This is a genomic window from Oscillatoria sp. FACHB-1407, assembly GCF_014697545.1.
Taxonomy (GTDB): domain Bacteria; phylum Cyanobacteriota; class Cyanobacteriia; order Elainellales; family Elainellaceae; genus FACHB-1407.
This window is the reverse complement of sequence record NZ_JACJSA010000003.1, coordinates 151,645-176,541: the sequence shown is the minus strand read 5'-3', so window position 1 is coordinate 176,541 and position 24,897 is coordinate 151,645. Positions and strand designations below refer to the sequence as shown.

21 protein-coding genes are annotated in these 24,897 nt (G+C 48.3%); 13 read left to right on the top strand and 8 right to left on the bottom strand.

Features of this window, described 5'->3' with window-relative positions:
• Position 1 precedes the first annotated feature (1 nt).
• The 6 genes from rpmE to H6G89_RS06645 all read left to right on the top strand — a co-directional run bounded on the left by rpmE (position 2) and on the right by H6G89_RS06645 (position 6,596).
• Positions 2–259: a 50S ribosomal protein L31 gene (rpmE, locus tag H6G89_RS06670; protein ID WP_190504531.1), complete on the top strand. Its 258-nt coding sequence runs from the start codon at positions 2–4 to the stop codon at positions 257–259.
• A gap of 91 nt (positions 260–350) precedes the next feature.
• Positions 351–1,457, top strand: coding sequence for a peptide chain release factor 1 (gene prfA, locus H6G89_RS06665; protein ID WP_190504530.1), 1,107 nt, complete (start codon positions 351–353; stop codon positions 1,455–1,457).
• A 21-nt stretch (positions 1,458–1,478) separates the two neighbouring features.
• A complete protein-coding gene (locus H6G89_RS06660) occupies positions 1,479–2,744 on the top strand; it encodes a metallophosphoesterase family protein (RefSeq protein ID WP_190504529.1) in 1,266 nt (421 codons plus the stop codon).
• A gap of 71 nt (positions 2,745–2,815) precedes the next feature.
• Positions 2,816–4,351 (top strand): bifunctional aminoglycoside phosphotransferase/ATP-binding protein, encoded by a 1,536-nt coding sequence (locus tag H6G89_RS06655; RefSeq protein WP_190504528.1) that lies wholly within the window; start codon positions 2,816–2,818, stop codon positions 4,349–4,351.
• 75 nt (positions 4,352–4,426) lie between these two features.
• A complete protein-coding gene (locus H6G89_RS06650; RefSeq protein WP_190504527.1) occupies positions 4,427–4,684 on the top strand; it encodes a hypothetical protein in 258 nt (85 codons plus the stop codon).
• A 28-nt stretch (positions 4,685–4,712) separates the two neighbouring features.
• Positions 4,713–6,596 carry an abortive infection protein gene (locus H6G89_RS06645; protein ID WP_190504526.1) on the top strand — a complete coding sequence of 628 codons (1,884 nt, stop codon included), beginning with the start codon at positions 4,713–4,715 and terminating at the stop codon, positions 6,594–6,596.
• Positions 6,597–6,987: 391 nt separating this feature from the next.
• Here the strand turns inward: H6G89_RS06645 and infB are convergent, their stop codons facing one another.
• The 4 genes from infB to rimP form a co-directional block, all read right to left on the bottom strand.
• Positions 6,988–10,155 (bottom strand): translation initiation factor IF-2, encoded by a 3,168-nt coding sequence (gene infB, locus H6G89_RS06640; RefSeq protein ID WP_190504525.1) that lies wholly within the window; start codon positions 10,153–10,155, stop codon positions 6,988–6,990.
• Between the two features lie 513 nt (positions 10,156–10,668).
• Complete coding sequence (locus H6G89_RS06635) at positions 10,669–10,947, bottom strand: YlxR family protein (protein WP_190504524.1); 279 nt, start codon at positions 10,945–10,947, stop codon at positions 10,669–10,671.
• A gap of 21 nt (positions 10,948–10,968) precedes the next feature.
• On the bottom strand, positions 10,969–12,333 hold the full coding sequence (gene nusA / locus H6G89_RS06630) for a transcription termination factor NusA (RefSeq protein ID WP_190504523.1): 1,365 nt from the start codon (positions 12,331–12,333) through the stop codon (positions 10,969–10,971).
• 115 nt (positions 12,334–12,448) lie between these two features.
• Entirely contained in the window at positions 12,449–12,925 is a 477-nt protein-coding gene (gene rimP / locus H6G89_RS06625) for a ribosome maturation factor RimP (protein WP_190504522.1), read from the bottom strand.
• Between the two features lie 525 nt (positions 12,926–13,450).
• Between rimP and H6G89_RS06620 the strand changes: the two genes are divergently transcribed.
• From H6G89_RS06620 to H6G89_RS06610, 3 genes are all read left to right on the top strand, one after another.
• Complete coding sequence (locus H6G89_RS06620) at positions 13,451–13,639, top strand: NblA/ycf18 family protein (RefSeq protein ID WP_190504521.1); 189 nt, start codon at positions 13,451–13,453, stop codon at positions 13,637–13,639.
• A gap of 15 nt (positions 13,640–13,654) precedes the next feature.
• On the top strand, positions 13,655–13,831 hold the full coding sequence (locus H6G89_RS06615) for an NblA/ycf18 family protein (RefSeq protein WP_190504520.1): 177 nt from the start codon (positions 13,655–13,657) through the stop codon (positions 13,829–13,831).
• A gap of 372 nt (positions 13,832–14,203) precedes the next feature.
• Entirely contained in the window at positions 14,204–15,082 is an 879-nt protein-coding gene (locus H6G89_RS06610; RefSeq protein ID WP_190504519.1) for a universal stress protein, read from the top strand.
• A 71-nt stretch (positions 15,083–15,153) separates the two neighbouring features.
• On the opposite strand, the gene H6G89_RS06605 is transcribed toward H6G89_RS06610, so the two are convergent.
• On the bottom strand, positions 15,154–15,669 hold the full coding sequence (locus H6G89_RS06605; RefSeq protein WP_190504518.1) for a cell division protein SepF: 516 nt from the start codon (positions 15,667–15,669) through the stop codon (positions 15,154–15,156).
• A gap of 259 nt (positions 15,670–15,928) precedes the next feature.
• Complete coding sequence (locus H6G89_RS06600; RefSeq protein ID WP_190504517.1) at positions 15,929–17,374, bottom strand: hypothetical protein; 1,446 nt, start codon at positions 17,372–17,374, stop codon at positions 15,929–15,931.
• Positions 17,375–18,861: 1,487 nt separating this feature from the next.
• Between H6G89_RS06600 and H6G89_RS06595 the strand changes: the two genes are divergently transcribed.
• A complete protein-coding gene (locus tag H6G89_RS06595) occupies positions 18,862–19,635 on the top strand; it encodes an SDR family oxidoreductase (protein ID WP_190504516.1) in 774 nt (257 codons plus the stop codon).
• 3 nt (positions 19,636–19,638) lie between these two features.
• Here H6G89_RS06595 and H6G89_RS06590 read toward each other — a convergent pair whose 3' ends face one another.
• Positions 19,639–20,184: a hypothetical protein gene (locus H6G89_RS06590; protein WP_190504515.1), complete on the bottom strand. Its 546-nt coding sequence runs from the start codon at positions 20,182–20,184 to the stop codon at positions 19,639–19,641.
• A gap of 533 nt (positions 20,185–20,717) precedes the next feature.
• Here H6G89_RS06590 and H6G89_RS06585 point away from each other — a divergent pair.
• The 3 genes from H6G89_RS06585 (at position 20,718) to H6G89_RS06575 (ending at position 24,061) form a co-directional block, all read left to right on the top strand.
• Positions 20,718–21,293, top strand: coding sequence for a YfaP family protein (locus H6G89_RS06585; RefSeq protein WP_190504514.1), 576 nt, complete (start codon positions 20,718–20,720; stop codon positions 21,291–21,293).
• 317 nt (positions 21,294–21,610) lie between these two features.
• Complete coding sequence (locus H6G89_RS06580; protein ID WP_190504513.1) at positions 21,611–23,428, top strand: aspartate kinase; 1,818 nt, start codon at positions 21,611–21,613, stop codon at positions 23,426–23,428.
• A 120-nt stretch (positions 23,429–23,548) separates the two neighbouring features.
• The gene (locus tag H6G89_RS06575; RefSeq protein ID WP_190504512.1) at positions 23,549–24,061 is read left to right on the top strand and encodes a GNAT family N-acetyltransferase; all 513 of its coding nucleotides are present in this window, start codon (positions 23,549–23,551) and stop codon (positions 24,059–24,061) included.
• 160 nt (positions 24,062–24,221) lie between these two features.
• On the opposite strand, the gene accB is transcribed toward H6G89_RS06575, so the two are convergent.
• Positions 24,222–24,761: an acetyl-CoA carboxylase biotin carboxyl carrier protein gene (accB, locus tag H6G89_RS06570; protein WP_190504511.1), complete on the bottom strand. Its 540-nt coding sequence runs from the start codon at positions 24,759–24,761 to the stop codon at positions 24,222–24,224.
• Positions 24,762–24,897 lie beyond the last annotated feature (136 nt).

The window sequence follows — 24,897 nt, the reverse complement described above, 5'->3', positions numbered from 1 at the left end:
CATGGCAAAAGCTGATATTCATCCTCAGTGGTATCCGGAAGCCAAGGTCTATTGCAACGGTGAGTTGGTTATGACCGTAGGTTCCACGAAGCCTGAACTTCATGTTGATGTGTGGTCAGGCAACCATCCATTCTTCACAGGCACCCAAAAAATTATTGACACCGAAGGTCGTGTTGAACGCTTCCTGCGGAAGTACGGCATGATGGAGGGTGGCGATCAAGGTGCTGAGACGAAGTCAAAGCAGTCTAAGAAGCGTTAGGGTCACGAGTTAAATGATTTTCAGCCAGACTGGCTGATGTCAGTGGTTGTATTCGTGCCTCCTAACTCCCCTTCATGGTCAAATTCTTCCCATGGCTGAAGCATATCTACTTGAGAAACTAAAGTCGGTTGAGCAAACGTTCAATGAACTGACTCGGCGATTAGCAGATCCAGACGTGGCTACTAATCCGGGTGAGTTTCAGCGTGTCGCGAAAGCTCGCTCGGCTCTGGAAGAAACGGTCAATACCTTTGAGAACTGGAAGAAGGCTCAAGAAGATTTGACTGGAGCACGGCAAATTCTCAAGGAAGCTAGTGGTGATCCAGAGTTGCGTGAGATGGCAGCTCTGGAGGTTGATGAACTTGAGACAACCCTAGAAACTTTGGAGACTCGCCTCAAGATCCTACTCCTCCCGCGTGACCCAAATGACGAGAAGAACATCATGTTGGAGATTCGGGCAGGAGCTGGTGGAGATGAGGCGAGCATCTGGGCTGGCGACTTAGTGCGGATGTATTCTCGATATGCCGAAAGTCAAGGGTGGCGAGTCAAGTTAGTGAGCGAGTCGCTTGCTGAGATGGGTGGCTTTAAACAGGCCATCCTTGAGATCCAAGGTGAGCAAGTTTACAGCAAACTCAAGTTTGAGGCAGGAGTTCATCGAGTCCAACGAGTTCCAGTGACGGAAGCTGGAGGACGAGTTCATACTTCAACTGCAACGGTGGCAGTGATGCCAGAAGTTGATGAAGTTGAGGTAGAGATCGATCCTAAAGACATCGAGCTAACCACAGCACGTTCTGGTGGAGCAGGTGGACAAAACGTCAACAAGGTTGAAACAGCGGTTGATTTGTTCCACAAGCCAACTGGCATTCGGATTTTTTGTACTGAGGAGCGATCGCAGTTACAAAACCGAGAGCGGGCAATGCAGATCTTACGTGCAAAATTGTATGAGATCAAGCTGCGAGAGCAGTATGAAGCCGTAACTTCGATGCGGCGATCGCAAGTTGGAACGGGAGATCGCTCCGAAAAGATTCGTACCTATAACTACAAAGATAATCGCGTCACTGATCATCGATTGGGGCAGAACTTTGCTCTGGCTCCGATTCTAGAAGGAGACATCGATACTCTCATCCAATCCTGTATCTCTCAGGATCAGCAAGAGCGTCTGGCAGAACTGGCCAATTCGACGTCACCTGTTTCCATCTAAATTCACTCATATTCAAGTCCTGTGGCTCGTTTTCTGCACATAGCTGACATTCATTTGGGATTCGATCGCTATGACAACAGAGAGCGAACGAAGGACTTTTTTTATGCGCTTCAGGATGTTTTACAACGGTATGCGATCGCAGCCCAAGTTGATTTTGTTCTGATTGCTGGTGACCTGTTTGAGCAGCGGAACATTCAGCCTGCCATTTTGAATCAAGCGCAGATCTGTTTTGAAATGTTGCGGGAAGCCAATATTCCTGTTTTAGCCATTGAAGGGAACCACGATAATCGTCCTTACGGCACAAAATCAAGTTGGCTCAGATATCTAGCAGACTGGGATTTTTTGATTCTGCTTGAACCAGGTGATGTTGCTGCCGGAGAACTGTTTTACGAACCGTGGAATGTAGAAACAAAACGAGGTGGATATATTGATTTACCTTGTGGTGTTAGGGTTTTAGGCTCCTACTGGTACGGGGCAACGGCACCAAAGGCGATCGAGCAAATTGCTGCGGCGATTGAGAACCTGCCACCTGGACCTGAGCATATTGTTCTAATGTTTCACCATGGCTTGGAGGGACAAATTGCCCGATACGCAGGTGCTCTGCGGTACGACGAAGTGCTACCACTGCGAAATGCTGGAGTTGATTACCTGGCGTTGGGGCATATTCACAAGAATTATTCCGTTGAAGGCTGGATTTTCAACCCTGGTTCCCTAGAAGCAAACAGCATTGAGGAAAGCCGATATGAGCGGGGTGCTTATCTGGTCGATATTGGTGCTGCTGGAGTTCAGGCTGAGCTGAAGCGGGATTATTATCAACGGTCGGTTGTGCGGTTGAGCTGTACTCTACGAGGGCATGAAACCTTAGAAGATGTAGAGCAGGTAGCGATCGCCCAAGTTCAGCGAGCAATTCAGTCAAACCAGCTTAATCCTGACGATGCTCCCATTGTTGAGTTACGGATTGAAGGGCAGGTCGGCTTCAATCGCCTTGACCTGGATACTCGTCAGTTACAGCAGCAGTTGCAAGCCCTAAGCAATGCTCTAATTTTTCTACTGAAGTATGAAGCTGATTCGGTGACATACGCTTCTCCCTTATCAGACGATGCAAGTCGTTCACAGATTGAGCAAGAAGTGTTTGTCGATCTACTGACCGCTAATAATGTTTACAAAAAGCGTGCTCAAGCATTGTCGCGAGGCATGATCGACCTCAAAAACCTGCAATTAGAAGGGCGATCGGAGCAAGAATTGTATCAATTTGTGGAAACGTTGTTGACCTCTGATTCAGAATAACGCCTCTGTAATGAGCACTAAGTAAGCGATGATAGGTCTGGATTAATCAAATATTGTTTGTCAACTCACCTATGACCGATTCATCGTTGCCTTCGCTGATTCAACAGATGTTGCAGCCGGACTTTTATCCACATCCGGTACAGCCGCCAATTCAGCTCATTCAAACCCACGTATCCTATGTTTTGTTAACGGGAGAGTTGGCATATAAAGTCAAGAAGCCCGTTGATTTTGGTTTTTTGGACTATTCAACGCTGGAAAAACGCCATTTTTTTTGCCATGAGGAACTGCGTCTAAATCGACGAGGCGCAGCCGAACTCTATTTACAGGTTTTACCGATTACTCAAACCGGGGATCAATTTCATCTAAAGGATGACGGTGAAATTGTGGACTACGTTGTCCAGATGCGTCAATTTCCCCAAGAGACGTTACTGACCAGCCTGTATGATCGCGGGGAGTTAACGGAGCAATTGTTGCAAGAGTTGGCAGTAGCGATCGCCCAATTTCACAGCACAGCAGAAACCAACGATTATATTCGCACGTTTGGTACGGTTCTCAAAGTTCGAGAAGCCTTTGATCAGAACTATGAGCAAACGGAAGCTTATATTGGGGGTCCACAAACACAGCAGCAATTTGATGAGACTCGTGCTTACACCGATCGCTTCTTCGCTGAGCGGCAAGACTTATTTAGCGATCGCATTCATGACAACCGCATTCGGGAGTGCCATGGGGACATCCATCTGCGGAACATTTGCCTGTGGAACGATAAGTTGCTGCTATTTGATTGCATCGAGTTTAACGAGCCATTCCGTTTTGTCGATGTGATGTATGACATTGCTTACATTGTGATGGATTTGGAGGCACGGCAACGGTCAGACCTCAGCACTGTGTTCCTCAATACCTACGTGGAACAAACAGGAGACTGGGAAGGGCTACAAATTTTGCCCCTTTACGTCAATCGCCAAAGCTATGTGCGGGCGAAAGTTACTTCATTTCTGCTGGATATTCCCACGATTCCAGATACCGAAAAGCAATCGGCCAGTGAGACTGCTGCGCTTTATTACCGACTGGCATGGCAGTGTGTTCAGCCCCGTCAAGGTCGATTGTTTTTGATGTCTGGCTTGTCCGGCTCTGGCAAAACAACCACTGCTCGACAGTTAGCAAAACAGGTGAATGGTATTCATATTCGATCGGATGCCGTGCGCAAGCATTTGGGTGGCATCCCGTTGCAGCAACGGGGAGATGACCAGTTATACACACCTGAGATGACTGAAAAGACTTATGGTCGGTTACTAGAGTTGGGGATCACTTTGGCGAAGGAAGGTTACACCGTGATTCTGGATGCTAAGTATGATCGCCAGAACCTTCGTCAGGAGGCGATCGCACAAGCACGAGCCAATCAATTACCCATTCAACTGATTCATTGCACAGCCCCTTTAGAGGTGTTAAGCGATCGCTTACAACACCGCACAGGCGATATCGCTGATGCAACGGCGGATCTACTACCAAAGCAATCTTTGGAACCCTATAGTGACGCTGAGCAACCTTTTGTTGCAACTGTGGACACAACCCTGCCCCTTGAGCCACAACTAAAAGTATTCGTGCCTTAATCAAACCCTATGTTTAATGATGGAGTTACTATCGGATTACAACTTTGGGTTCTTTTCCTAGCCTGTTTTTTCCTGATGGGATACTCCGCCATGTTCAGCATTGGGTTGGGGGCGATCGCTGGGTTTGCAGGTGGTTTTATCTCCGCCTATGTTAAAGCCAAAGCACAAGTCCCACCGCCCCCTCCTTCACAGGATGACAATGAAAGCCCTCTTAAACGTGCCCAAAATCGAATTCAAAAGTGGCGCAAAGATGGCGAAGACAGCCGAAAGCAGGCTAGCAATTTAGGGCGAAACCGCCGTCGTTCCCTGAAGTCATCTCGCCGATCCCCCTGATTCTCTCAAAAGCGACAACTGTTTGCTCATGCTGCTCCTCATTCTGCTTTCGCTTGGCATTGTGGCACTGTTAATTTATAGGGAATATCACCGCAGAACCACGACTGCTCAACCATCTAACTATTCTCTCTATAGCCAGGAGCCATATCATCAGCCTGATTTCTATCCGTTAGAGCAGACTGTTGTTTCGACGGTGTACCGCCCGATTGCTCCCTGGGTTGGACGTTTGATTTTGCCAGAAAAAAAGCCATTTCAATCCGAGGATTTTGCTTGGATTGAGGTGCATTGTGCCCCTGATCAATATCATCATCTAGTGGGCAAAGTTCTGCCATTGCAATGGTTGGCGATCGCCAAAACTAAAAAGTACGTTCAGGCTACAACACGCAATATCGCCTTTAGCAAAACCACTCGAAACGGCGAAAAAATAGGGAATGTGCATCCCCACCGCTTGAACTACCGCCTGTTAGTAGGACCACTAGAATCCCTGGCAGGAGCACGCCCAACGGATGATGTGCTGGTCAAGATTAGAGAACCTGTTGTTGTTGAACCAATCGATCCCTTCAAGTCAGGAAGAGAGGCCAATTATCGTTTGCTCATTGCCAAAGAACCCATTCAAATTACAGGGCGATTTTATGGACTAGTTAGCATCACCAGACGAATTGGCGGTCAGCTTCCCGACTATTTTGAAGTGCGCCACTTCAACTTGCGATCGCGTCAATTTGATGGCTTTCGAGAAGTTATCTATATCCCTCAAGTGCCGCCCGATCGAGGAGGTCTAGCCCGCTCTACCAATCAGGGGTTAGAGCAATCTCCCTTGAATGGAGATGGATGGTACATCTATGGAGCCAAAAACAACGACGGAGTTTTTGTAGTACAGGCAATAATCCCTCGCACTGCCGTACAGGTTCAGCCTGACAGAGTGGTATTAGGACGTGAAGGATTGACGTATGTCGAGCATCAAAACTGGAGACATCTCCGATCTTGCAAAGGAACCCTTAGCCGAACCTTAATCGATCTGCATTCAACTCACGCTGCCGAAGCACAGGCAAAATGGCAAGAAGGCGATCGGGCGATCGTTATTCACCTTTATGGAGGGATTGGGGGTGAACAAGGAGAATCGCCACCACTGGGAATAGTTACCGGGCATTTCTCCTATGGCATCGCTCGTGTGATTCGAGAACCTTTAGCCGATGAGTTGCAATTTCAAATTGAATACCGCCAAGTCTATGCTCAGAATCCCGATGGAATCATATCTGGCGCAAGCACTTGGGAAAATTACCTAGGAGATTTGCAACGAGGTTGGTTAGGCAATCGCCCTGTGTCCGACATCCTCGTTCGATGTGATGCCATCACCAGAGACTATGACTTTAGCGGCATTCGCCTCTCGCCACTCACCGAATTCATGAACCAGCTCGATATCATGATGGCGCGATATCGCGTTGGCGATGGAACAGGAGCAGCGATTGTCACCCCTGCCAAATCTTGTGTTCAAGATTCTAACCAAGCTCTTTACATTATGATTGAGCGGTTGGAAGAGCAAATTGAGGCCAATCCTCAAATCCGAGATTGGTTACGTGCTCACCCCAATCATCCTCAAACGGCTCGATTTCAAGAATTGATGAGTATTGGGCGATCGCTAAAACGGCAACTTAAGCCATTTGGACTCACCCGACTCGATTGGCAAAAAAATGCTGATGCAATCGCAGGAACGGAGCCACGCTCTGGAGCTCTCAGAGCTTTACTAGCAGGCTTTACTACCTGGCGGACCATGCTGCCACGCCGTGCCCATGATGAAATCAGCAACATTTTGTTGAGACATGGAGCTTCTTTATGGGTTATCCGAACGAATCAAGTCGGAGGAAATAACCCAAAGATCACCCCCTATGCCCCAACATTTATTTGGTTTCTATAGCAAGTCAATCTAGCTGACCCAACGGGTTGTAGGGGTTTCACCCTCAATCAAAGGGTTGCATCACTTTATCCTAATCAACTCTTCAATTGCTATATATAGCAGTACTCACTAAGGTTAGGACGGGATGCAGGGGTGGAATCCCTGGCTGGGGGCGCAGCCCCCACACCCCCTTATGTCCTAATGCATATGCGTAGGGCTATAGCTGTAGCCACATTCGATGGGGCAGAGGCGAGTCAGGAAAGCCCCCCAAATCAAGGTTTGAGTTACTGCCTTTGTCCTAAGCTTTCTGACTAAACTAATATAACCAGTCTCTTAATAAAGAAAGAGGGTAGTGCAATGCACTACCCTCTTTTTAAGAATCAATTCACCTAAAAAGCTTAGGTACAAGTAGCTAGGCACTTAGAGTGCGTCGCTTCGTCACTAAACGGAAGGTTTCGATGATATCGCCTTCTGCCCAATTGCTAAAGCCATCAACACGAATACCGCATTCAAAGCCAGCATTGACTTCTTTGACGTCATCCTTCATCCGTTTCAGAGAATCGAGATTGCCTTCATAAACGACCTCTCCACCGCGCCGGACTCGGATTCGACAGTTACGAATGGCTTTACCAGACAGGACATAACAACCAGCCACTGTTCCACGACCCAAAGTAAAGGTTGCCCGAACTTCCACTTGACCCAGAGGTTCTTCAACAAGTTCTGGCTCAAGCAGACCCTCCATTGCCCCTTGAACATCCTCTAACAACTTATAGATGATGTTGTAGTCTCGGACATCGACTCCAACCTCATCAGCTGCTTGCCGAGCACCACTCGCAAAGGTCGTGTTGAAGCCGATGATAACGGCGTTACTAGCCGCCGCTAAGTCAACGTCAGTCTCAGTGATTTCTCCAGGTGCTGCCAACAGGACTCGAACCTGAACTTCTTTTTGTGGAAGTTGTTGGAGAGCCGCCAAGATTGCCTCAACCGAGCCTTGAACATCGGCTTTGAGGATTAAGTTGAGTTCCTTGAGTTCGCCTTCTTGAGCTTGAGCCGATAGGGTATTCAAGCTAACTCGACGAGAAGCCATAGCCTGCTGTAAACGAGACTGGCGTTGCTGATCACTACGACTGTTGGCGATCGCCCGTGCCTCTTTTTCATCGGCATAGACTTCAAATTCGTCACCTGCGGCAGGAACATCACTCAGACCCAGCACTTCAACCGCGAAGGAAGGCGTTGCTTCTTTAACACGTTGCCCCCGGTCATCAATCATGGCTCGGACTTTACCGAAGACTGGACCCGCAACAATGATATCTCCTACCCTTAATGTTCCATTTTGAATCAGCAGAGTCGCAACCGGGCCTCTAGCCTTATCCAGGTTGGCTTCAATAATCGTGCCTCGTGCCAGACGATCTGGGTTGGCATGAAGATCTTCGACCTCTGCAACCAGGAGTAACATCTCCAGCAACGTATCCAGATTTTCACCTGTTAACGCACTGACAGGAACCATGATGGTGTCACCACCCCACTCTTCAGCCACTAAACCGTATTCGGTCAGCTCTTGCTTGACGCGATCAGGCTGCGCTTCTTCCTTGTCTACTTTGTTGATAGCAACCACAATTGGAACACCAGCAGCTTTAGCGTGGCTTACAGCCTCAATCGTTTGAGGACGTACACCGTCATCAGCTGCTACGACGAGGACAGCGATATCCGTTACCCTTGCCCCCCGTGCCCGCATGGCGGTAAACGCTTCGTGACCTGGAGTATCCAGAAATACGACTTGTTCCTTCTTGTCGTCATGCTCCACATCAACGTGATACGCACCAATATGCTGAGTGATACCACCCGCCTCACCTTGAGCGACTTTCGTTTTACGGATGGAGTCCAGCAGAGTTGTTTTACCGTGGTCAACGTGACCCATGATGGTAACAACGGGTGGACGACGCTGAAGATTTTCGAGATCCTCAACATCAAGCATCTCGGTCACTTTCTTAGCCTCTGCCTCAGCTTCGACCGTTTCAACCTCGATATCAAATTCTTGAGCCACCATTGCGGCAGTGGGAATATCAAGAATCTGGTTGATGTTAGCCGCAATTCCCTTGAAGAAGAGAGTCTTGATAATCTCTGTCTCAGGAACAACTAGGATTTCAGCTAAATCATGCAGCGAGAGGCTACCAGTTAATGACACGGTAGTCGGACGCTCTTTAACTTCAGGTTCGCGGCGATCGCGACGGAAGTTTCTGTCATTTGAACCACTAGTCTTACGACCCTTCTGAGTAACTGCCGCTGGCTGTTTAACCTGAGCAGGTTTGTTCTTAGGTCGTGGCGGACGTGCCAACGACAGACTCACTTGAATAGGTGCCTGGTCATCGCCATCATCTGCGTTGAGAACATCATCGAGTTCAATATCCTCATCATCTAGAAGTTGGGTACGACGTTTGGCTTTCGCACCAGCCTTACCAGCTTTTGGAGTTGCTTCTTGATCTTCTTCCTCCTCATCCCAGGCTTTACCTCGCTTAGGTGGACGAGGCAGGGTAGGACGCTTCAATTCAGTTTCAACAGATGCCGTAGGTGGCACAAAAGCTGGATTCGCTGATGTGTCTGAAGCCCCCTCCTCTCTAGCAACCCCTGGACGAACTGGCTTATGACGCAGCTCAATGACTCGCTTAGGGGGTGCCACTGTTGCAGCATCACCTGAAGCAGCTGAGCTGGCTACAGCAGGTCTAGAGCGATTGGTATCAGGTCTTTCAGGGCGTTCTCTATCCGAACGTTCAGAGCGATCGGTCTTGACAGGTGCCCTAGATGGACCAGCCGCAGCCGCCTCTCCCTGTTCTGAACGTCTTTTTAGGACAGGTCGATTAACCAACGTTGACTGACCAGCACCAGCCGATTTGGGTACAGGGCGGGCAGGAGGTGCAGTCAATTCTGGCGCGATGGTAGGTTCTTTAACCTCCGCTTCAATCTGCGGTTCACTAAAGTCTGGTTCCACCAGATCGGTGGCAGGTTCGGCTTCACTAACAACCTCTCTGGCAACAGGTGGCTCTACTGGAGCTGGCGGTTGAGGTGCATCGACCTGTTCTAAGACTGGTGGTGTGGGAGGCGCAACAATCGGCTCTTCGGATGTCATTACCGGGGGGAGATCATCAGCCGTAGGCGATTTGACCGGACGGTTAGGAGTAACGGGACGCACCGGAGAACGAGGAGGTTGCCCTGCTGTTGTCTGAGGTTGATTAGGCGACGCATTAGGGGGCACTGATTGAGGCTCAGGTCGCTTAGGCGGCTCCGTCGCAGGACGGTGGCGACGCACTTCTAGAATTTGCTGCTTTTTAATAGGAGGTTGAGGACCAGCCTGCCGTGAAGAGTTGTTTGTGGAGTGAGTCGGCATACTAGCTTTGCTGGATGAGGAATGACTAGGGGTGTATTTTTCAGCAGCAGAGCGAATGCGAGCAGCTTCAGCGTCTGATATTGTGCTGCTGTGACTCTTGACATTGATGTTGAGCTGGTCACAGACTGCCAAAATATCTCTATTGTCCAAATTTAATTCCTTTGATAATTCGTAAATTCTTACTTTGCCGTTGTTCATCCACTCTTTCCTCTTGACGCTGAATACTCAACACATAAAGTGACCTACTGTTTTGACGAGACTACATTTAACAAACATCAAACGAAGAAGATACAATTGCTAACCGTAATTGGTCATGCAAGATCTGACTGCCACAATCAGTTATAGCGTTGAAACCGCAGAAAGTGCAGCCATTGTTTGCTCAGGAGTCTAACAAGCTGTTATCAAAAGAACAGCTCGCTTCTATTGTCATACACAAATATTGTCTAATGCAAAGGTTAAGAAAACTGAGGGCAGTTTTCAATGGCAGCGATCGCTGTATCTCTGTTTCGGATGGATACTCTATTTTTGCACTGAACCTGCCCTAAATCTGTTTTAGACTGACCTACTGACTACCAGAATAAAGCCTAGATACACCTCTGCTGTGAGAAGGATATTGCCATCAGCATGCTTTTGGTGATCCCAACCATTCTAATGGGTAAGTGCAAGAACAGCTCTTTTTTGAATGTTACTTTTCCTGAGATGACAATGTGGCTACTTTAAGCCAGCTTTCTCTATCGTAGCGACTCCTGATAATCGTTGCCACAGTATTTGGTAAATCGATTCCGGAACCGTTGCTTTGAGCGATCGCCCCAATCGGTCTTTTTTTTGAGCGGATTGGAGACAACTAGCTTGTGGGCAGAGGTAAGCAGAGCGACCCATTCCTGAATCCAGGCAAATGCTGCTACTGGGATATGTCTTGACAACTCGCCAAAACTCGGATTTTAGAGCTACCCTGCGGCAACTGACACAACGGCGATAATTAATTTCCACAACGGAATTGATTTAGATAGGTTATTCCGGTCGCTTGAGTGCATCGCTGATCTCTGCGCCAAATCCATCTGCAACAGCTACTTCATCGGGATTTGGGGCATCTGTTGTGTCCTCGTCATCAAATTCTTCTTCAAATTCCTGATCAAGTTCATCCTCATATTCTTCATCATACTCCTCTTCGGCTTGAGCGGCAGCTTCTCGTGCCAATCGTTGTTCTTCCGCCAAAGCAGCAATTTTCCGGTTCTCAGCTTCGTAGTCGTATTTAGCCGAATCCTTGATATCAATTTTCCATCCGGTTAATCGTGCCGCCAGACGAACGTTTTGTCCCTCTTTGCCGATCGCCAGACTGAGTTGATCTTCGGCAACCAACACGTGAGCTTGCCGCTCCTCAGGGTTGACTAGACGCACCTCATCAACACGGGCTGGACTCAGAGCATTGGAAATATAAGTTGCAGGGTCGGGTGACCAACGGATCACATCAATTTTCTCGCCACGTAGTTCATTCACAACTACCTGAATTCTCGATCCCCGTGCGCCGATGCAAGCCCCAACTGGATCAACATCTCGCTCCAGGGTATCGACAGCAATTTTGGTACGAGGACCAACCGATCGAGACGGGGGATTTGCTTCCCGTGCCACTGCGACAATCCGCACGACCTCATCCTCAATCTCAGGCACTTCACTGGCAAATAGGTCTACTACCAAACCTGCATCTGCTCTAGAAACCAACAGTTGTGGACCGCGATGAGACCCTTCAGACACTTTTTTCAGGAACACTTTAAAAGTGGCATTGGCGCGATAGTTGTCGTTGGGCAACTGATCCCGCTTTAATAGCTCAGCTTCAACCTCAGGCTGACCAAAGCCGCTATTAACTGCCATAATCACCGACTGCCGCTCGAACCGCAGCACTCTAGCTTGCAACACCGTGCCTTCCAACTCTTGGAATTCTTCTTGAACAAGCTTGCGTTGTTGATCGCGCAGCTTTTGCGCCAGAACCTGTTTGGTTTGAATGGCAGCCATTCGTCCAAATTCGCCCTGATCGGGGGTAACATCCAGAACCACGGTATCTCCCAGTTGAGCCTCGGCTGCTACCTCCTGAACTTCTTCGAGAGCAATTTGATGGTCAGGGTTGGTTACACTTTCTACGATGGTTTTGGTTGCAAGCACTCGAAACCCTTCATCCTCGACATCTAGCTCAACTTCAAAGTTGCTGAAGTAGTCTTCATCAAAGCTATTGATGTCAGGACGATTGGTGCGGCGATAGCGTTCATACCCTTTAAGCAGAGCCTCACGCAATGCCGCCTGAACTGCATGTTTAGGAAGATTGCGTTCACGGCTAATGCTGTCAATCATGTCTTGCAGTCCGGGTAGAGTGACCATGGACATAGAAGTAACCTCTGAAAGTCTTAAGTTGTCGTGTTGGGGGTGAAATTGGCAGGGTTCAGCAGGAAGGGGTTCAAGTTTCCCAGGAGTGATGATTCATTCTTCAAAAATAGCAATGCTAAGCCGTTCCACCTCTAGGGGAGCCGCTCAATTGCACAGCGCGAATAATTTGCCGTGGAATGGCGATCGCTCGACCCTTTTGATTAAGGTGAACTGCCTCTTCATCGCGACGAATGAGTTGCCCTGTCCATGCCTTTTGCCCGTGAAAAGGCTCATCGGCAGTTATCGTGACAGAGAACCCCTTAAAAGAGATAAATTCGCGATCGCTTGTCAGCACTCGATCGATTCCAGGGCTAGAGATTTCGAGCACATAAGCATCTGGAATCAGGTTAGTGGCATCCAGGGTCGTCTCCAAAGCGTGACTCATACGTTCACAATCATCTAACCCTGTGTCTTGTTGAGGGTTGCGGATATCTACCCGCAATACGGGCGGATTTTGATGGGTATGGAATACTGCCCCAACGACCTCTAGACCTAGGTTTTCTGCCACGGGCCCAGCTAAATCAAGTATTTGAGGAATCAATGGATGAGTCATCTTCTCCAATGCCAATAAATAGAGACAGATGCTTAATAAGCGCCTAAAAAACAAAAAAAGTGGGGCAATGACCCACTTCCATCGAAATGATGTCTCGAACAGCGGCAGTTGATCGGGCATTAACCCCAAAAGGGAACTGCTTTACATCAGCTACCAATGACAAGTCTAGCGCATGATTTTAGGGTTGTAATTTCACCAGAAGAAGAATTTTTTATAAAGCTGTTCTAAATAGCATAAGTTTCGTCCATTTTGAACATATTTACAATTTGTAACTTGCCAAAATACTCAAAATCTGCCGGATAGAAAGATCCACCTCTGGATCTTCTAACTAACGAAGTACACACAAAGGGGATAGGCAATTTGTCAAACGATTGTTATCTTTTTTAATATACCAATAGCGGTTATTCCTGAATTTCTGGGAACTTATAGAAATTACAGGGGATCGCTAGCAAATTGAGATCCAATTGTTCGACGTTTGCCTGGTCTTCTCGTCAATCTAGATGTCTCACTTACAAGGAGCACCCTATGGAACCTACAGCATTTGAACTGACCCTAGAGCAACAGTTTGAGATGCGGCGTATGCAGGATGAAGTCAAAGGGCTGAGCCATGAGCAAGCTCTGAACCTGCTTGTGCAAGCTTCGCGGTTACTCATGCTCAAAGACAACATCATCCGCAATTTGGTCAGCAATACACCTATCCAGTCCCTTAGCTAATTAAGAGAGGAATCTATGGATCCGAAAGCTTTTGAGTTAAGCATGGAACAGCAGTTCGAGTTTCAGCGGCTTCAGTATGAGTTTCAGGATTTAGACCACAACCAGGTCTTGAATCAGTTGATGGAGGCTGCCCAGCAGTTAATGATTAAAGACAACCTCATCCGAGATTTGTTGAAGAAGGCTAATCTCTAGCCTTGCTGGAGTAGGCGATCTCCATCTCTTGCCAAGTTTCTTCTTAGTTGGCACCGAGTCAACAAGAGGGAGAGGGGCTGGGGGTGCAGGGACGTCCACCCAACTTCCTAGTCTTCTTGCCATAGCTTGATATTTTAAGTTGCATGTTTTCGCTTGATCTCTAGGTGCTGCTTTTATTGAGATACTGCGTAGTGATTTCCTCTACATTTCGTCCTACAGGCAATCTATAAAAGTTGTAACCATTCCCCAACGTTTGATCAAGCTCCAGTATTTATTGAGAAAACCACCTTGGGCTGAGCAGGTATGATGATGGGGTGGAAGTGAACCCTTCCTCTCAAGTGTTGGTATCTTACATATTTATTCAATCTACGCATGTTTCAACGTTGCCTGATCTGCACCGATTTCTCAGATGGCCTGCAAAGGCTTGTCAATTGTGTCTCTGATTTGGCAGCTCATGGGTTAACACAAATTGTGTTTCTGCATGTGCTTGCGATGTCTAATGAGCAAGAGGTGCCTCGTCTGGATGCTGCAAAAGAGAAGCAAGCTCGCGATCGCCTCTCTCCTGCTCTTGACCAAGTGCCACCAGGCGTGGAGGTCAAAGTTGAAGTCAAATGGGGACGGATTACGGATCAGATCCTGGCAGTCAGCAAAGCCAATCAAACCGAACTGCTGGTGTTGGGTATGGAGACTAACACTCTGTTAGGTGAGAAATTGTTTGGCAGCACCACGATGGAGATTTGCCAGCAGAGGGCAATTCCTACGCTGATTCTGCGTCCGCAACTCATCTCTACTTATACTCGTGAAGAATTGCAATTGCGCTGTCGTCATCTCCTGCGTTCTCTTTTGCTGCCCTACAACGGCAGTAATAATTCCAATTACCTGGTCGAGCAGGTCAAACAATATTCTCAGCGGCATCCTGTCAAAGCACTAGAGTCTTGCTTGCTGTGTTGGGTTGTGGATGAGGTGAGCCGAGCGAAAGAGTTAGAAGGTCGTGAACTGAAGCGAGCTGAGGAAGAATTAGTAAAGGCAAAAGCAAACCTGGAGACAGCAGGAATAACAGTTAGATCCCAAATTCGTAAGGGCAATGCCGTTGTGCAAACCTTGTTAGCCCCTCAGGAAGAGGACATCAGCGCGATCGCCATCTCCTCTGAAAGCATTGGAAAACTGTTGAGATGGTCATCTCCCAGTTTTGCAGCAGAAATTTTGCGGCGAAGCTGGTATCCCGTCCTCTACCTACCTGAGAATGAGTAGCCCCATCTACGAATATAACCAGGCTACATCTGCATCCTCCCTGGATGTATCAGAACGGGCTATATCAGGAGTTATTGCACCAAACGAGTCTGCTCAATTGACCAGGCAGATTGAGGAACAGCAGTTGGTTGGGGGATTCCAGGAGCAGACTCCAGGGGACGCTCTGAGCTAGGGTAATTGCTAATTTGCACAAACCCCGGAGTAAACAGAAAAATAGTTTCCCCAATGCGTTCTTGGTGCCCATCCATTGCAAAAGCCCCACCCGCAACAAAGTCAACACATCGCTGTGCCGAGTCCGCATCCAACAAGCCAAGGTTAAGAATGACCGTTTTCCGCTGTTTAAGAGCTGTTACAACCTGGGGAATGTCTTCAAATGAGCGAGGCTCTACTACAACCATTTCGGTATAACCTGCACCACGACTCGCCATACCAATTACATTGGTTGCCGAGGCTGGTTTAGAGTTTGGTGCTCCGGGTTGCCAATCAGCTTGCTCCGATGATTCCTCCTCGACGTACTCGTATTCATAATCAGATTCATCTGACTCACCAAATCCAAAACCATCCCATAGACGCTGAAAGATACTCATAGCAGCTGACTCAGTAGACTAGTTCATATGTTCTATTCTAGTCCTATTACCCGGAATTGCAAAATCTAGCTGTCGCCATGAGTTGCCGCAGGATAGGGAATCACGAGAAATTTGAATCCGGGTGCATCTAGTGATTGGGGGACTGAACCCGGCAAATGAATTCGCGGCGATTGGAGCGAAGGCCGTCTACGCAGACTGAGGTTTTGAACCTGCGGAGGCGGGTTTTGTTCTAGTAGCTGTGGTTTCAACCGCTACTCCCCTAACTGTCAAATGCACCCTGTGAATCCGGTATTGGAGAACTTGAGAAGGAGTCATCTAGCTCAGACAAGCTAGCTTCTAATTCTGACTCTTCTGTTGCTGAGGGCGATCGCTCTGGTTGAGGAGTTTGTTTAGGCTGTGAAAAGATACGATAGGCGTCAATTACCTGGCTCAATTTTGCGTCCGGTGGTGTGTCCTTTTCGGCAGGATTCATGTTCACCAAATTGAACTCAATATTCTCGGTATAAATTGCCATGATCACCCTAAAAATCTCGAAGAAATTGATGACCCATCGGCATTCTTCTTCTGGAAACTCTTGATAGTAAGCGATTAAATTGGCAATACGAGCTTCTAAATGAGTGCGCGAGTACTTACAAATCAGAACAATTTTAAGCAGGACAATAACCAGAGTGAGAGGATTGCCATGGGAAAGCAGTAAAACGAAGAGGGGTGAAGGCTCAACGTGATTTTCAGTAGTTAGATACTCAATGACCCGATTACAGGTTCGCAGTAGCAAAGCATCATCGATAACCTGGTCATCGCGAGTTGTATAGAGGACGTTTAGCTTTCCTAAAAGTTGTGCTTTTAGAGCCTGTGTGTATTCGTGATGTTCAACAGAAAAGATCAGATATTTTTGGAGGCTCTTCTTAAAGTCTCGATAGGGCAAATGCTGTGTCTGATTAATAAAAATATTGGCAAAATTGGCATAACTAAACATTCCCCGTTTTGCCACAATTAATTTAACTAGCCGAAGTGCTTCATCTCCTAATGCAGTTGGATTTTTATAAGTTGATTCAGCAGGGGCAGCAACGTCAGATCGAGCCGTATACATTGCCAGATCAAACTTAAATTTATCCTTGAGTTGTTTGGATAACGTTTTAGCAGCTTGTCGTTGCTCAATCGGGTTTTTGAGATCAATATATTGGGGCACCAGTAGGTAAGATGCGTAGCGTTGGCTCCAATGAATGTTTTCCCGTTCTTCATATCGGGCAGCAAATAACTGAAGTTCTTGAAAATCCTTACTTTTAATAAAAGCTCTGATCCAATTTCTCAATCGCTGCGACATCACAGATGCGGCACTGCGGTTCAGGATCGGATCATCAAACAGTTGAATGAGGTGTTGAATTGATTTGTGGTTGCGAGTGATATCCCAGTTGTTGATCAGGATATAGCACGATCGCTTGAGTGTATTTCTAAATTCCTGCTCTTGGTTTGAAAAGATGATTTCGTAGAGGAGCGGTACGGTATGAGAACTAATTGTATTGACGTGATGAATAAATAAGTGCTTAAACTCTGCTAACACGTCCTCGGCAGACCAGGTTTTGACGATTTCCAGAAGGTAGCTGTAGATGGCTTCCTGCGCCCTAGGAACATCGCGTTTAGAGCGACTCGGCTGACTATGGGAAGCTTTGGATTGGTAGCCATCCACTAATTTATTTCCGGTCATTACGCTACTCACAGTGACGAACGCTTTCTACAACGAATTTGGATGAATAATTCACGAAGCAACGATTGGGGTGGAGATGCAAACTAGTGTGCGATCGCCAACTGAAGCTACAGAAATAGCAATAACGGTCGTATGCCGGGGCTAAGTCCAATCAAAAACGCGGAATAGAACTATTACCACAGGGCTTAAGCTATTAGCCACGTCGGATAGTAGTTCAATTACATTCAATAGATTGGGTGCTATTCCCGATACCTAATCATCAACAAGGCATTGATGAATTCCGGTAAATCGAGCCATAACGTAAGAAAAGCTTCCCTTGGGGGTGGGGTAAAATTGGCGATTCAAATGGTTGAGCTTATCTAAAACAGAGTCATTACCAAAGCCCTCAATCATAGGGGCTAGTGTTGCTTTTGATACACAAGTTTTTATCCCCCGTAAACGAATGACCGAACCCTGAGAAAACGAGTTTACTGAACCAAGAAGGTATAAAAACGCACCTGATGAAACTAGAAACCTCTAGCTTACCATGTGCAACAAAACAGTCCCTACGTGAAAACACCCTGAATTTCTACTTTAAGAGATATCGAAATTTCACTGTAAGAAAATGATGCTTTAGGTATAAATTCTTTTGCCAGATGAGTGATTGTTGGATAACGAGACGCGATTTGCTCCGTCAATGAACCTTAACACTTTGGAAAGAGAGATTATAGGCATAAATCAGGGCTGAAGTCAAAGTACAAAGATACAGCCGCCTCTGAGAATAGCCAATATCGAGCCTGAGCCTAGCTCACACTCTGCAATGATGAAAGTTTTATGGTTTGGATGGGGGCGGAGAGACTTGAACTCTCACGACTTATACAGTCAACGGATTTTCATTCTTTTACAGCTTTCGCTGTTGCCGCTCAGGATCGTTCTGAGGGTTTTAAGAATTGGACTCTCCCTTTACCCTCGGCTAAACGTTAGGGTAGCTCCCGTCGAGTCTCTGCACCTTCCACACAGACTTGAGTCGCTTTTCATGTTAACGGCTCACAAGTTGAAGTGGCTTGGCTCAGGATTGCCATATCTGAAACGTATTGTTTCTGAGTTAGGTTTCCCTGAATTTGAGAGCGGTCACTTGATAAATTTCTTTATCAAGGCTCAGTTTTCTAAGTCCGCAGCGTCTACCATTCCGCCACGCCCCCGTATCGCCTACAAGATAGCTTGATCTTGCGAGGCTGCTATTCAAGATTGGAATCTTGAATTTGGTATCTGTCTATTCCACCATTTTTGGGGAATCTGTGCAACGATTTCAAATTGCACTGTTTCTTAGTGTATCGCAAAGTGTTCAGCAATTTGCGGTAAATCGGGAACGGTGTTTGTAGCTTTGATGCGTCCGGTTAGGAGCAGAGGGGTAGGGGAGTAGAGGAGTAGGGGATGAACCCTTTCTTTTTGTAAACAGTCTGCGGTTGAATGGTTGAAGCTGCGGATGTGGATGGAATGAGACTGCGATGATTTCAGTAAAAGATCAAATTGTCTTAGTTACAGGTGCGAGTAGTGGCATTGGCGCGGCATGTGCCAGGGTGTTTGCACAAGGGGGAGCAAAGCTGATTTTGACGGCTCGCCGATCGGAGCGGTTGCAACAGTTGGCACAGCAACTCGAACAAGAGTTTGGGGTAGCGGTTCAGGCGATCGCCCTGGATGTGAGCGATCGCACTCAAGTGGAATTGACTCTCAGTGCGTTACCAGAGGCATGGGGGGCGATCGAGATTCTGGTCAACAATGCCGGGTTGAGTCGGGGATTAGATAACCTTCACGAGGGCAAGATTCAAGATTGGGAAGAGATGATTGACACCAATCTCAAGGGCTTGCTGTACGTCAGCCGAACAGTGTTACCGGGAATGGTCAGTCGAGGACGGGGGCATGTTATCAACATTGGCTCCGTGGCAGGGCACCAAACCTACCCAAAAGGCAACGTTTACTGCGCCACAAAAGCTGCTGTTCGGGCATTATCGGAAGGCATGAAGATCGACTTGCTGGGCACTCCGGTGCGCGTGAGTTCGGTTGACCCAGGGATGGTGGAAACAGAGTTTAGTGAGGTGCGCTTTCACGGAGATGCGGAGCGTGCTGCCAAAGTCTATCAGGGACTCACGCCTTTGACCGCAGAGGATATCGCTGATGTTGTGTTCTTTTGCGCAACTCGCCCAGCCCATGTGAATATCAGTGAGGTGCTAGTCATGCCCACCGATCAGGCGACCCCCACACTGGCGCACCGCCGAAGCTGAGCACTAGAATCGCAAGCCGACTCCACCCTGAACCGAGATGCCAGCACCACCGCCTTCTTCATAAGCATCGAAGGCAAAAATGGCATTGCCAAAAACAACGAGGTTACTATCAGGTAGGCTGTAATCGATGCCAGGTTGGATAACAAAGCTGGTCTGATTGCCAATGGGGGATGTGTCTTCAGGATCTCCACCTGTGACGATGGATGCGCCTGCCCCGATGTAAGCGTCAGTCTGCCAGTTGATGGGAATATCGTAAGACACTGTGGGGACGATCGCCGTTCTTTCGCTGATCAGTGCCTGTGCTCGGAGAGAGATAGGAACTTCTAAGAGTCGATAGCGAACGGCAATTACTCCACCAGAATTACTGCCTTCACTGGCGAGGTCAGACCCCTCGGTCAACCCAAAGGAACCTCCAATCCCAACATAGCTACCATAAGCCGCTTGAGCCATAGTGGGAGCAGGATTAGCGATCATGACCCCAGTGGCGATCGCAAGACCACTGAGGCTAGCAGGTACAAAATGACTGAACCACGGGTTACTATTAGGCACGTTTGAACTCCTCAACACGCACAGAAGACTTTGATGTGCAAAAGACCTTAATTTTATTGATAGGTGATCGTCGTTATAAAACAGTGAATTAAAACAAATAGATCTTGATATCAAGGTTAGAAAAAATTCTCGCTTTATTCAATCAAATTGTAAGTTGAATCGCGGAGAACTGTTACCTATCGTTACTTGCGTCATTATATAGCCGTCCTAATTTAATGCGTAAAAAAGGAGATTTGAATCATTCTTTTCACACCATCCTTCAAGTTGTAATTTCTTAGCACTGCTATTCACAGATAGGGTTTGGAAATAAAACCAGGGGGGTGGAGGGGCTGTGCCCGCAGCCAGGAGTTCCACACCTAGCCCCCTTCATACCCTTAGTTGGGATGGCTGTAGCTGTCCGGATGAGGCGGATAGTCGAGCGAATTTGTAAGTAGTCAATCACTTTTCTATCCAGAGGTTGATTCTGCTAGGAGATTGACTTTGCTAAGCAGTTGCTCTTTTCAACACTGTCATCCGTCATTCGCCTCCCCATCATGTTTAAGCTGTCGCGATCGCCTCTGTCTTTCCCATGGGTTCTTACGTCTTGTGCTGTCGTTGGTGTGCTTGTGGGCGGTAGCCACACTCCGGCGCGATCGCAGGAATATCAAGGCTGTTTTGTGATGGATTCAGGAGGACAGGTGTTTGACCTCTCCAGTATTTGTGCTTCTGACCAAAGCTCAAGCATTCCACAGTTGGGTACGGGTGATATTCAGGTGACATTGCAATGGGCAACAACCGATGATCTAGATTTAGCGGTGACCGATCCGAGTGGTGCCGTGGTCAGTTATTCCAATCGTCAGATTGCCTCTGGTGGGCAACTCGATGTCGATGCAAATGCAGCGTGTAGTGGAGTGACGCGATCGCCTGTTGAGAATATCTTTTGGCCCCCCGGTGGCGCACCTCAAGGTCAATACAATATTGAGGTCAATCTCTATTTGCCGTGTGGAGAATCCTCAGGGGCTATTCCCTTTACCCTGCGATTGTTGGTGCAGGGATCAACCCAAACCTTGAGAGGCACAGTTAACCCTCAAGACCCAACGGTTTCATTTCCGTTTTCGTTGCCGCGATAGGGCGCGCTTCGCATCGGTTCCAAGTACGGGTCTTTCTGGTTGAGTTAAGCCCCTTGACAAAGGCTCAAAGTCCCCCAAAGTCAGGGAATTTAGAGGTCTGAGAGGACTTGCGTGCACACAGTAGCTAATGGATTAAGAAACAATTGACGATTAACCTTTAATGGTTAACAATCTATAGTTTGGCTCTCGTGAAACGAGCTAGAGTCTGATAAGTTGATGTAGGTTCGTTATTCGTCGTGATACTGTGCCTCCCAAACTCTGAGCAAACGTGACCCTTTAAGCATTCAGAGCTTGTGGGGGCAGGAGAATGGGTAAATATGGCATTGATTGTGCAGAAATATGGGGGCACCTCTGTCGGTACGGTAGAGCGGATTCAGGCGGTTGCCCAGCGGGTTAAGAAAACAGTCGCAGAGGGACATTCTCTGGTGGTGGTGGTGTCCGCCATGGGGAAAACCACTGATGGTTTGGTGAAGCTGGCGCATGAGATTTCGACCCATCCCAGTCGCCGCGAAATGGACATGCTGTTATCAACGGGTGAGCAGGTATCGATCGCCCTTCTCAGCATGGCGTTGCAGGAGCTAGACCAGCCTGCAATTTCCCTCACAGGTGCGCAGGTCGGGATCGTCACCGAAGCCCATCATACCCGTGCCCGAATTTTGAGCATTGAAACTGAGCGGATTCAGCGGCATTTACAACAGGGAGAAGTTGTTGTGGTTGCAGGTTTCCAGGGCATCAGCAGCACGACTGACCTGGAGATCACAACGCTGGGACGGGGTGGCTCGGATACATCAGCCGTAGCACTGGCAGCGGCTCTTCAAGCGGATGCCTGTGAGATTTACACAGATGTTCCTGGCATTTTGACGGCTGATCCCCGGATCGTGCCAGATGCCCAATTGATGAGCGAGATTACCTCAGACGAAATGCTAGAACTGGCAAGCCTGGGAGCCAAGGTACTCCATCCCCGTGCGGTCGAGATTGCCCGAAATTATGGGGTAACTCTAGTGGTGCGATCGAGTTGGGAGGATGCTCCCGGTACGCGGGTTGTGTCTCCGATTCCGCAAGCACGACCTCTGGAAGGGTTGGAACTGGTGCATCCTGTAGACGCGGTTGAGTTTGACACCGATCAGGCAAAAATTGCTCTGCTACGAGTGCCCGATCGCCCCGGTGTGGCAGCGCGATTGTTTGGTGAAATTGCCCTACAAAATTTGGATGTGGATTTGATTATCCAATCCATTCACGAAGGCAACACCAATGACATTGCCTTTACAGTGACCCAATCCTCGTTGCATCGGGCAGAGGCCGTGGCAGCCGCGATCGCCCCTGCTTTGAGAAATCATGCAGATCCAACCCTGGGGGAAGCCGAGGTGATGGTGGAGCGGCAAATAGCAAAGGTCAGCATTGCAGGGGCAGGGATGATCGGTCGTCCGGGTGTGGCGGCACAGATGTTTGCCACACTGGCAGCAGCAGATGTCAATATTCAGATGATCTCAACCTCAGAGGTGAAGGTCAGTTGTGCGATTGATGCAGCGGATTGTGACCGAGCGATCGCAGCTTTGTGCAAAGAATTTGAGGTGACGAGTTCGCCTGCCAACCTGGAAAAATGGGGCGATCGCTCTCAGGAGATGGCTCCCATCGTGCGTGGAGCGGCATTAGATCTAAACCAGGCGCGACTCGCCATTCGCCATGTACCCGACCGCCCCGGCATGGCAGCCCAACTGTTTCGCCTGTTAGCCGGTAAAGGCATTAGCGTTGACATGATTATTCAGTCGCAACGCTGCCGCTTGATCAACGGAGTCACAACCCGTGATATCGCCTTTACGGTAGCTCAAGCCGATGCTGACGCTGCCCAAACCGCGCTTAAAGAAGCCTCACCGGAATTAGGCTGTAGTGAAGTTACGGTCGATCGGGCGATCGCGAAGGTTAGCGTCGTTGGCACAGGCATGATTGGTCGTCCAGGGGTCGCTGCCAAAATGTTTGAGGCATTTGCTCAACAACAAATCAACATTCAAATGATCGCTACTTCGGAGATCAAAATCAGTTGTGTGGTGGCTGAGGAGGAAGGGGTTAGAGCCTTGCAAGCGGTTCATGCCGCGTTTGGCTTAGCCGGAACAGAGCAGTTTCAGGTGCCTGCTTGAACCATATTCTATGCCATTCGATCAATTGAGAGTGTGCATGTAAATTGTCGTAGGGGCGTTTCGCGAAACGCCCCTACAGTTGATTTGCAGCTATTTTTTCTAGCACTAGCGCAAACGACCATGCTTAAAACCGAACGGCTCATATTGCGAGGTTGGGAATCAGACGATTTTGATGCCTTTAAGGCGATCGCCACTGATCCGCGTGTGATGCAATATATCGGCACGGGTGAATCGTGGTCAGACGAGCGAATCCAGCAATTTTTTGAGGCAAATACGACTTCACAACGAGAAGCTGGGTTTTCGTTTTGGGCAGTGATCGATTCAGAGACTCAAACCCTCATCGGGCTTTGCGGTTTATTCCGCTTTGACGGGTTCAATGAGGTCGAGATTGGGTGGTGGTTAACCCCTGATTATTGGGGTAAAGGGTTGGCAATAGAAGCGGCTCAAGCTGTCATGGCTTATGGATTTGAGCAGCTCAATTTGCCGAGAATTGTGGCGATCGCTCAACCGGAAAATCAACGCTCTATCCGAGTTATGGAAAAACTGGGAATGCAGTTTGAGAAGATGACGGTCGATCGACGTGGCATTGACGTCGTCTACTATGCCAAAAATAATCCTCTGTCCCTTCCCTAACGTCAGTTCGGTTTAAGAGCCTGGCGAATGAATTCGCGGCTATCAAAGCGAAGTCCGCCGACGCGGACTCCGGAAGATGTAGGATTTGACGAATCGATGCAAGTCGGTTTCGTTCCTATGCTGCGGTTTTAACCGTCAAAATCCTGCTCCCAAATTCACGTTAACTAGGATTCACGCGCATTAAAACTTGCCCATATTCAACGGGTTCACCGTTTTTGAGCAAAATCTCTACAATCTCACCCGAAACCTCTGCTTCAAGCTCGTTCATCAGTTTCATGGCTTCGATGATGCAGACCGTTTGACCCGGACGAATGCGATCGCCCGTATCCACAAACGGTGGTTCGTCCGGGGCAGGAGCACGATAAAACGTACCCACCATGGGCGAAATGATGTCAACCAGACGATCGTTTACAGCAGCATTGGGTGGAGGGGGTGCTGGGGCGGGCGCAGGGGGAGGGGGTGCTGCCAAGGGGGCTGGGGCGGGCGCAGGCAAAGGAGCGGGCACAGCACCAGGCAAACTTGGAGGGGGTGCCAGAGAGGCTTGCTGTGAAACGACCCCTCCGCCGGGGCGATCGCCCACCGCCATATTTCCTTTGCGCAGGGTCAATTCAAATTCATTGCTTTTTAGCATTAATTCCGCGACGTCTGTCTGATTTAGCAGGGTCAGCAGTTCACGGAGTTCATCAAAATTCAATTCCACAGTTTTTATAGCCCGGTTCAAATAGAAATATTCAATGTGACAGATTTGCCCTAACCGAGTGGCGATTGGGCAACGGCACGAATATCAGTTACCGTTGCCACTACGACGCACACAGGCAGCATGACTCATAACCCTC

Coding starts and splice junctions, on each gene's coding strand:
- nusA (WP_190504523.1), bottom strand. CDS start 12,333: ATGTCCATGGTCACTCTACCCGGACTGCAAGACATGATTGACAGCATT.
- H6G89_RS06585 (WP_190504514.1), top strand. CDS start 20,718: ATGTTTAAGCTGTCGCGATCGCCTCTGTCTTTCCCATGGGTTCTTACG.
- rpmE (WP_190504531.1), top strand. CDS start 2: ATGGCAAAAGCTGATATTCATCCTCAGTGGTATCCGGAAGCCAAGGTC.
- H6G89_RS06580 (WP_190504513.1), top strand. CDS start 21,611: ATGGCATTGATTGTGCAGAAATATGGGGGCACCTCTGTCGGTACGGTA.
- H6G89_RS06600 (WP_190504517.1), bottom strand. CDS start 17,374: ATGACCGGAAATAAATTAGTGGATGGCTACCAATCCAAAGCTTCCCAT.
- H6G89_RS06575 (WP_190504512.1), top strand. CDS start 23,549: ATGCTTAAAACCGAACGGCTCATATTGCGAGGTTGGGAATCAGACGAT.
- H6G89_RS06620 (WP_190504521.1), top strand. CDS start 13,451: ATGGAACCTACAGCATTTGAACTGACCCTAGAGCAACAGTTTGAGATG.
- H6G89_RS06650 (WP_190504527.1), top strand. CDS start 4,427: ATGGGATACTCCGCCATGTTCAGCATTGGGTTGGGGGCGATCGCTGGG.
- H6G89_RS06615 (WP_190504520.1), top strand. CDS start 13,655: ATGGATCCGAAAGCTTTTGAGTTAAGCATGGAACAGCAGTTCGAGTTT.
- H6G89_RS06605 (WP_190504518.1), bottom strand. CDS start 15,669: ATGAGTATCTTTCAGCGTCTATGGGATGGTTTTGGATTTGGTGAGTCA.
- H6G89_RS06595 (WP_190504516.1), top strand. CDS start 18,862: ATGATTTCAGTAAAAGATCAAATTGTCTTAGTTACAGGTGCGAGTAGT.
- H6G89_RS06655 (WP_190504528.1), top strand. CDS start 2,816: ATGACCGATTCATCGTTGCCTTCGCTGATTCAACAGATGTTGCAGCCG.
- rimP (WP_190504522.1), bottom strand. CDS start 12,925: ATGACTCATCCATTGATTCCTCAAATACTTGATTTAGCTGGGCCCGTG.
- infB (WP_190504525.1), bottom strand. CDS start 10,155: ATGAACAACGGCAAAGTAAGAATTTACGAATTATCAAAGGAATTAAAT.
- prfA (WP_190504530.1), top strand. CDS start 351: ATGGCTGAAGCATATCTACTTGAGAAACTAAAGTCGGTTGAGCAAACG.
- H6G89_RS06610 (WP_190504519.1), top strand. CDS start 14,204: ATGTTTCAACGTTGCCTGATCTGCACCGATTTCTCAGATGGCCTGCAA.
- H6G89_RS06645 (WP_190504526.1), top strand. CDS start 4,713: ATGCTGCTCCTCATTCTGCTTTCGCTTGGCATTGTGGCACTGTTAATT.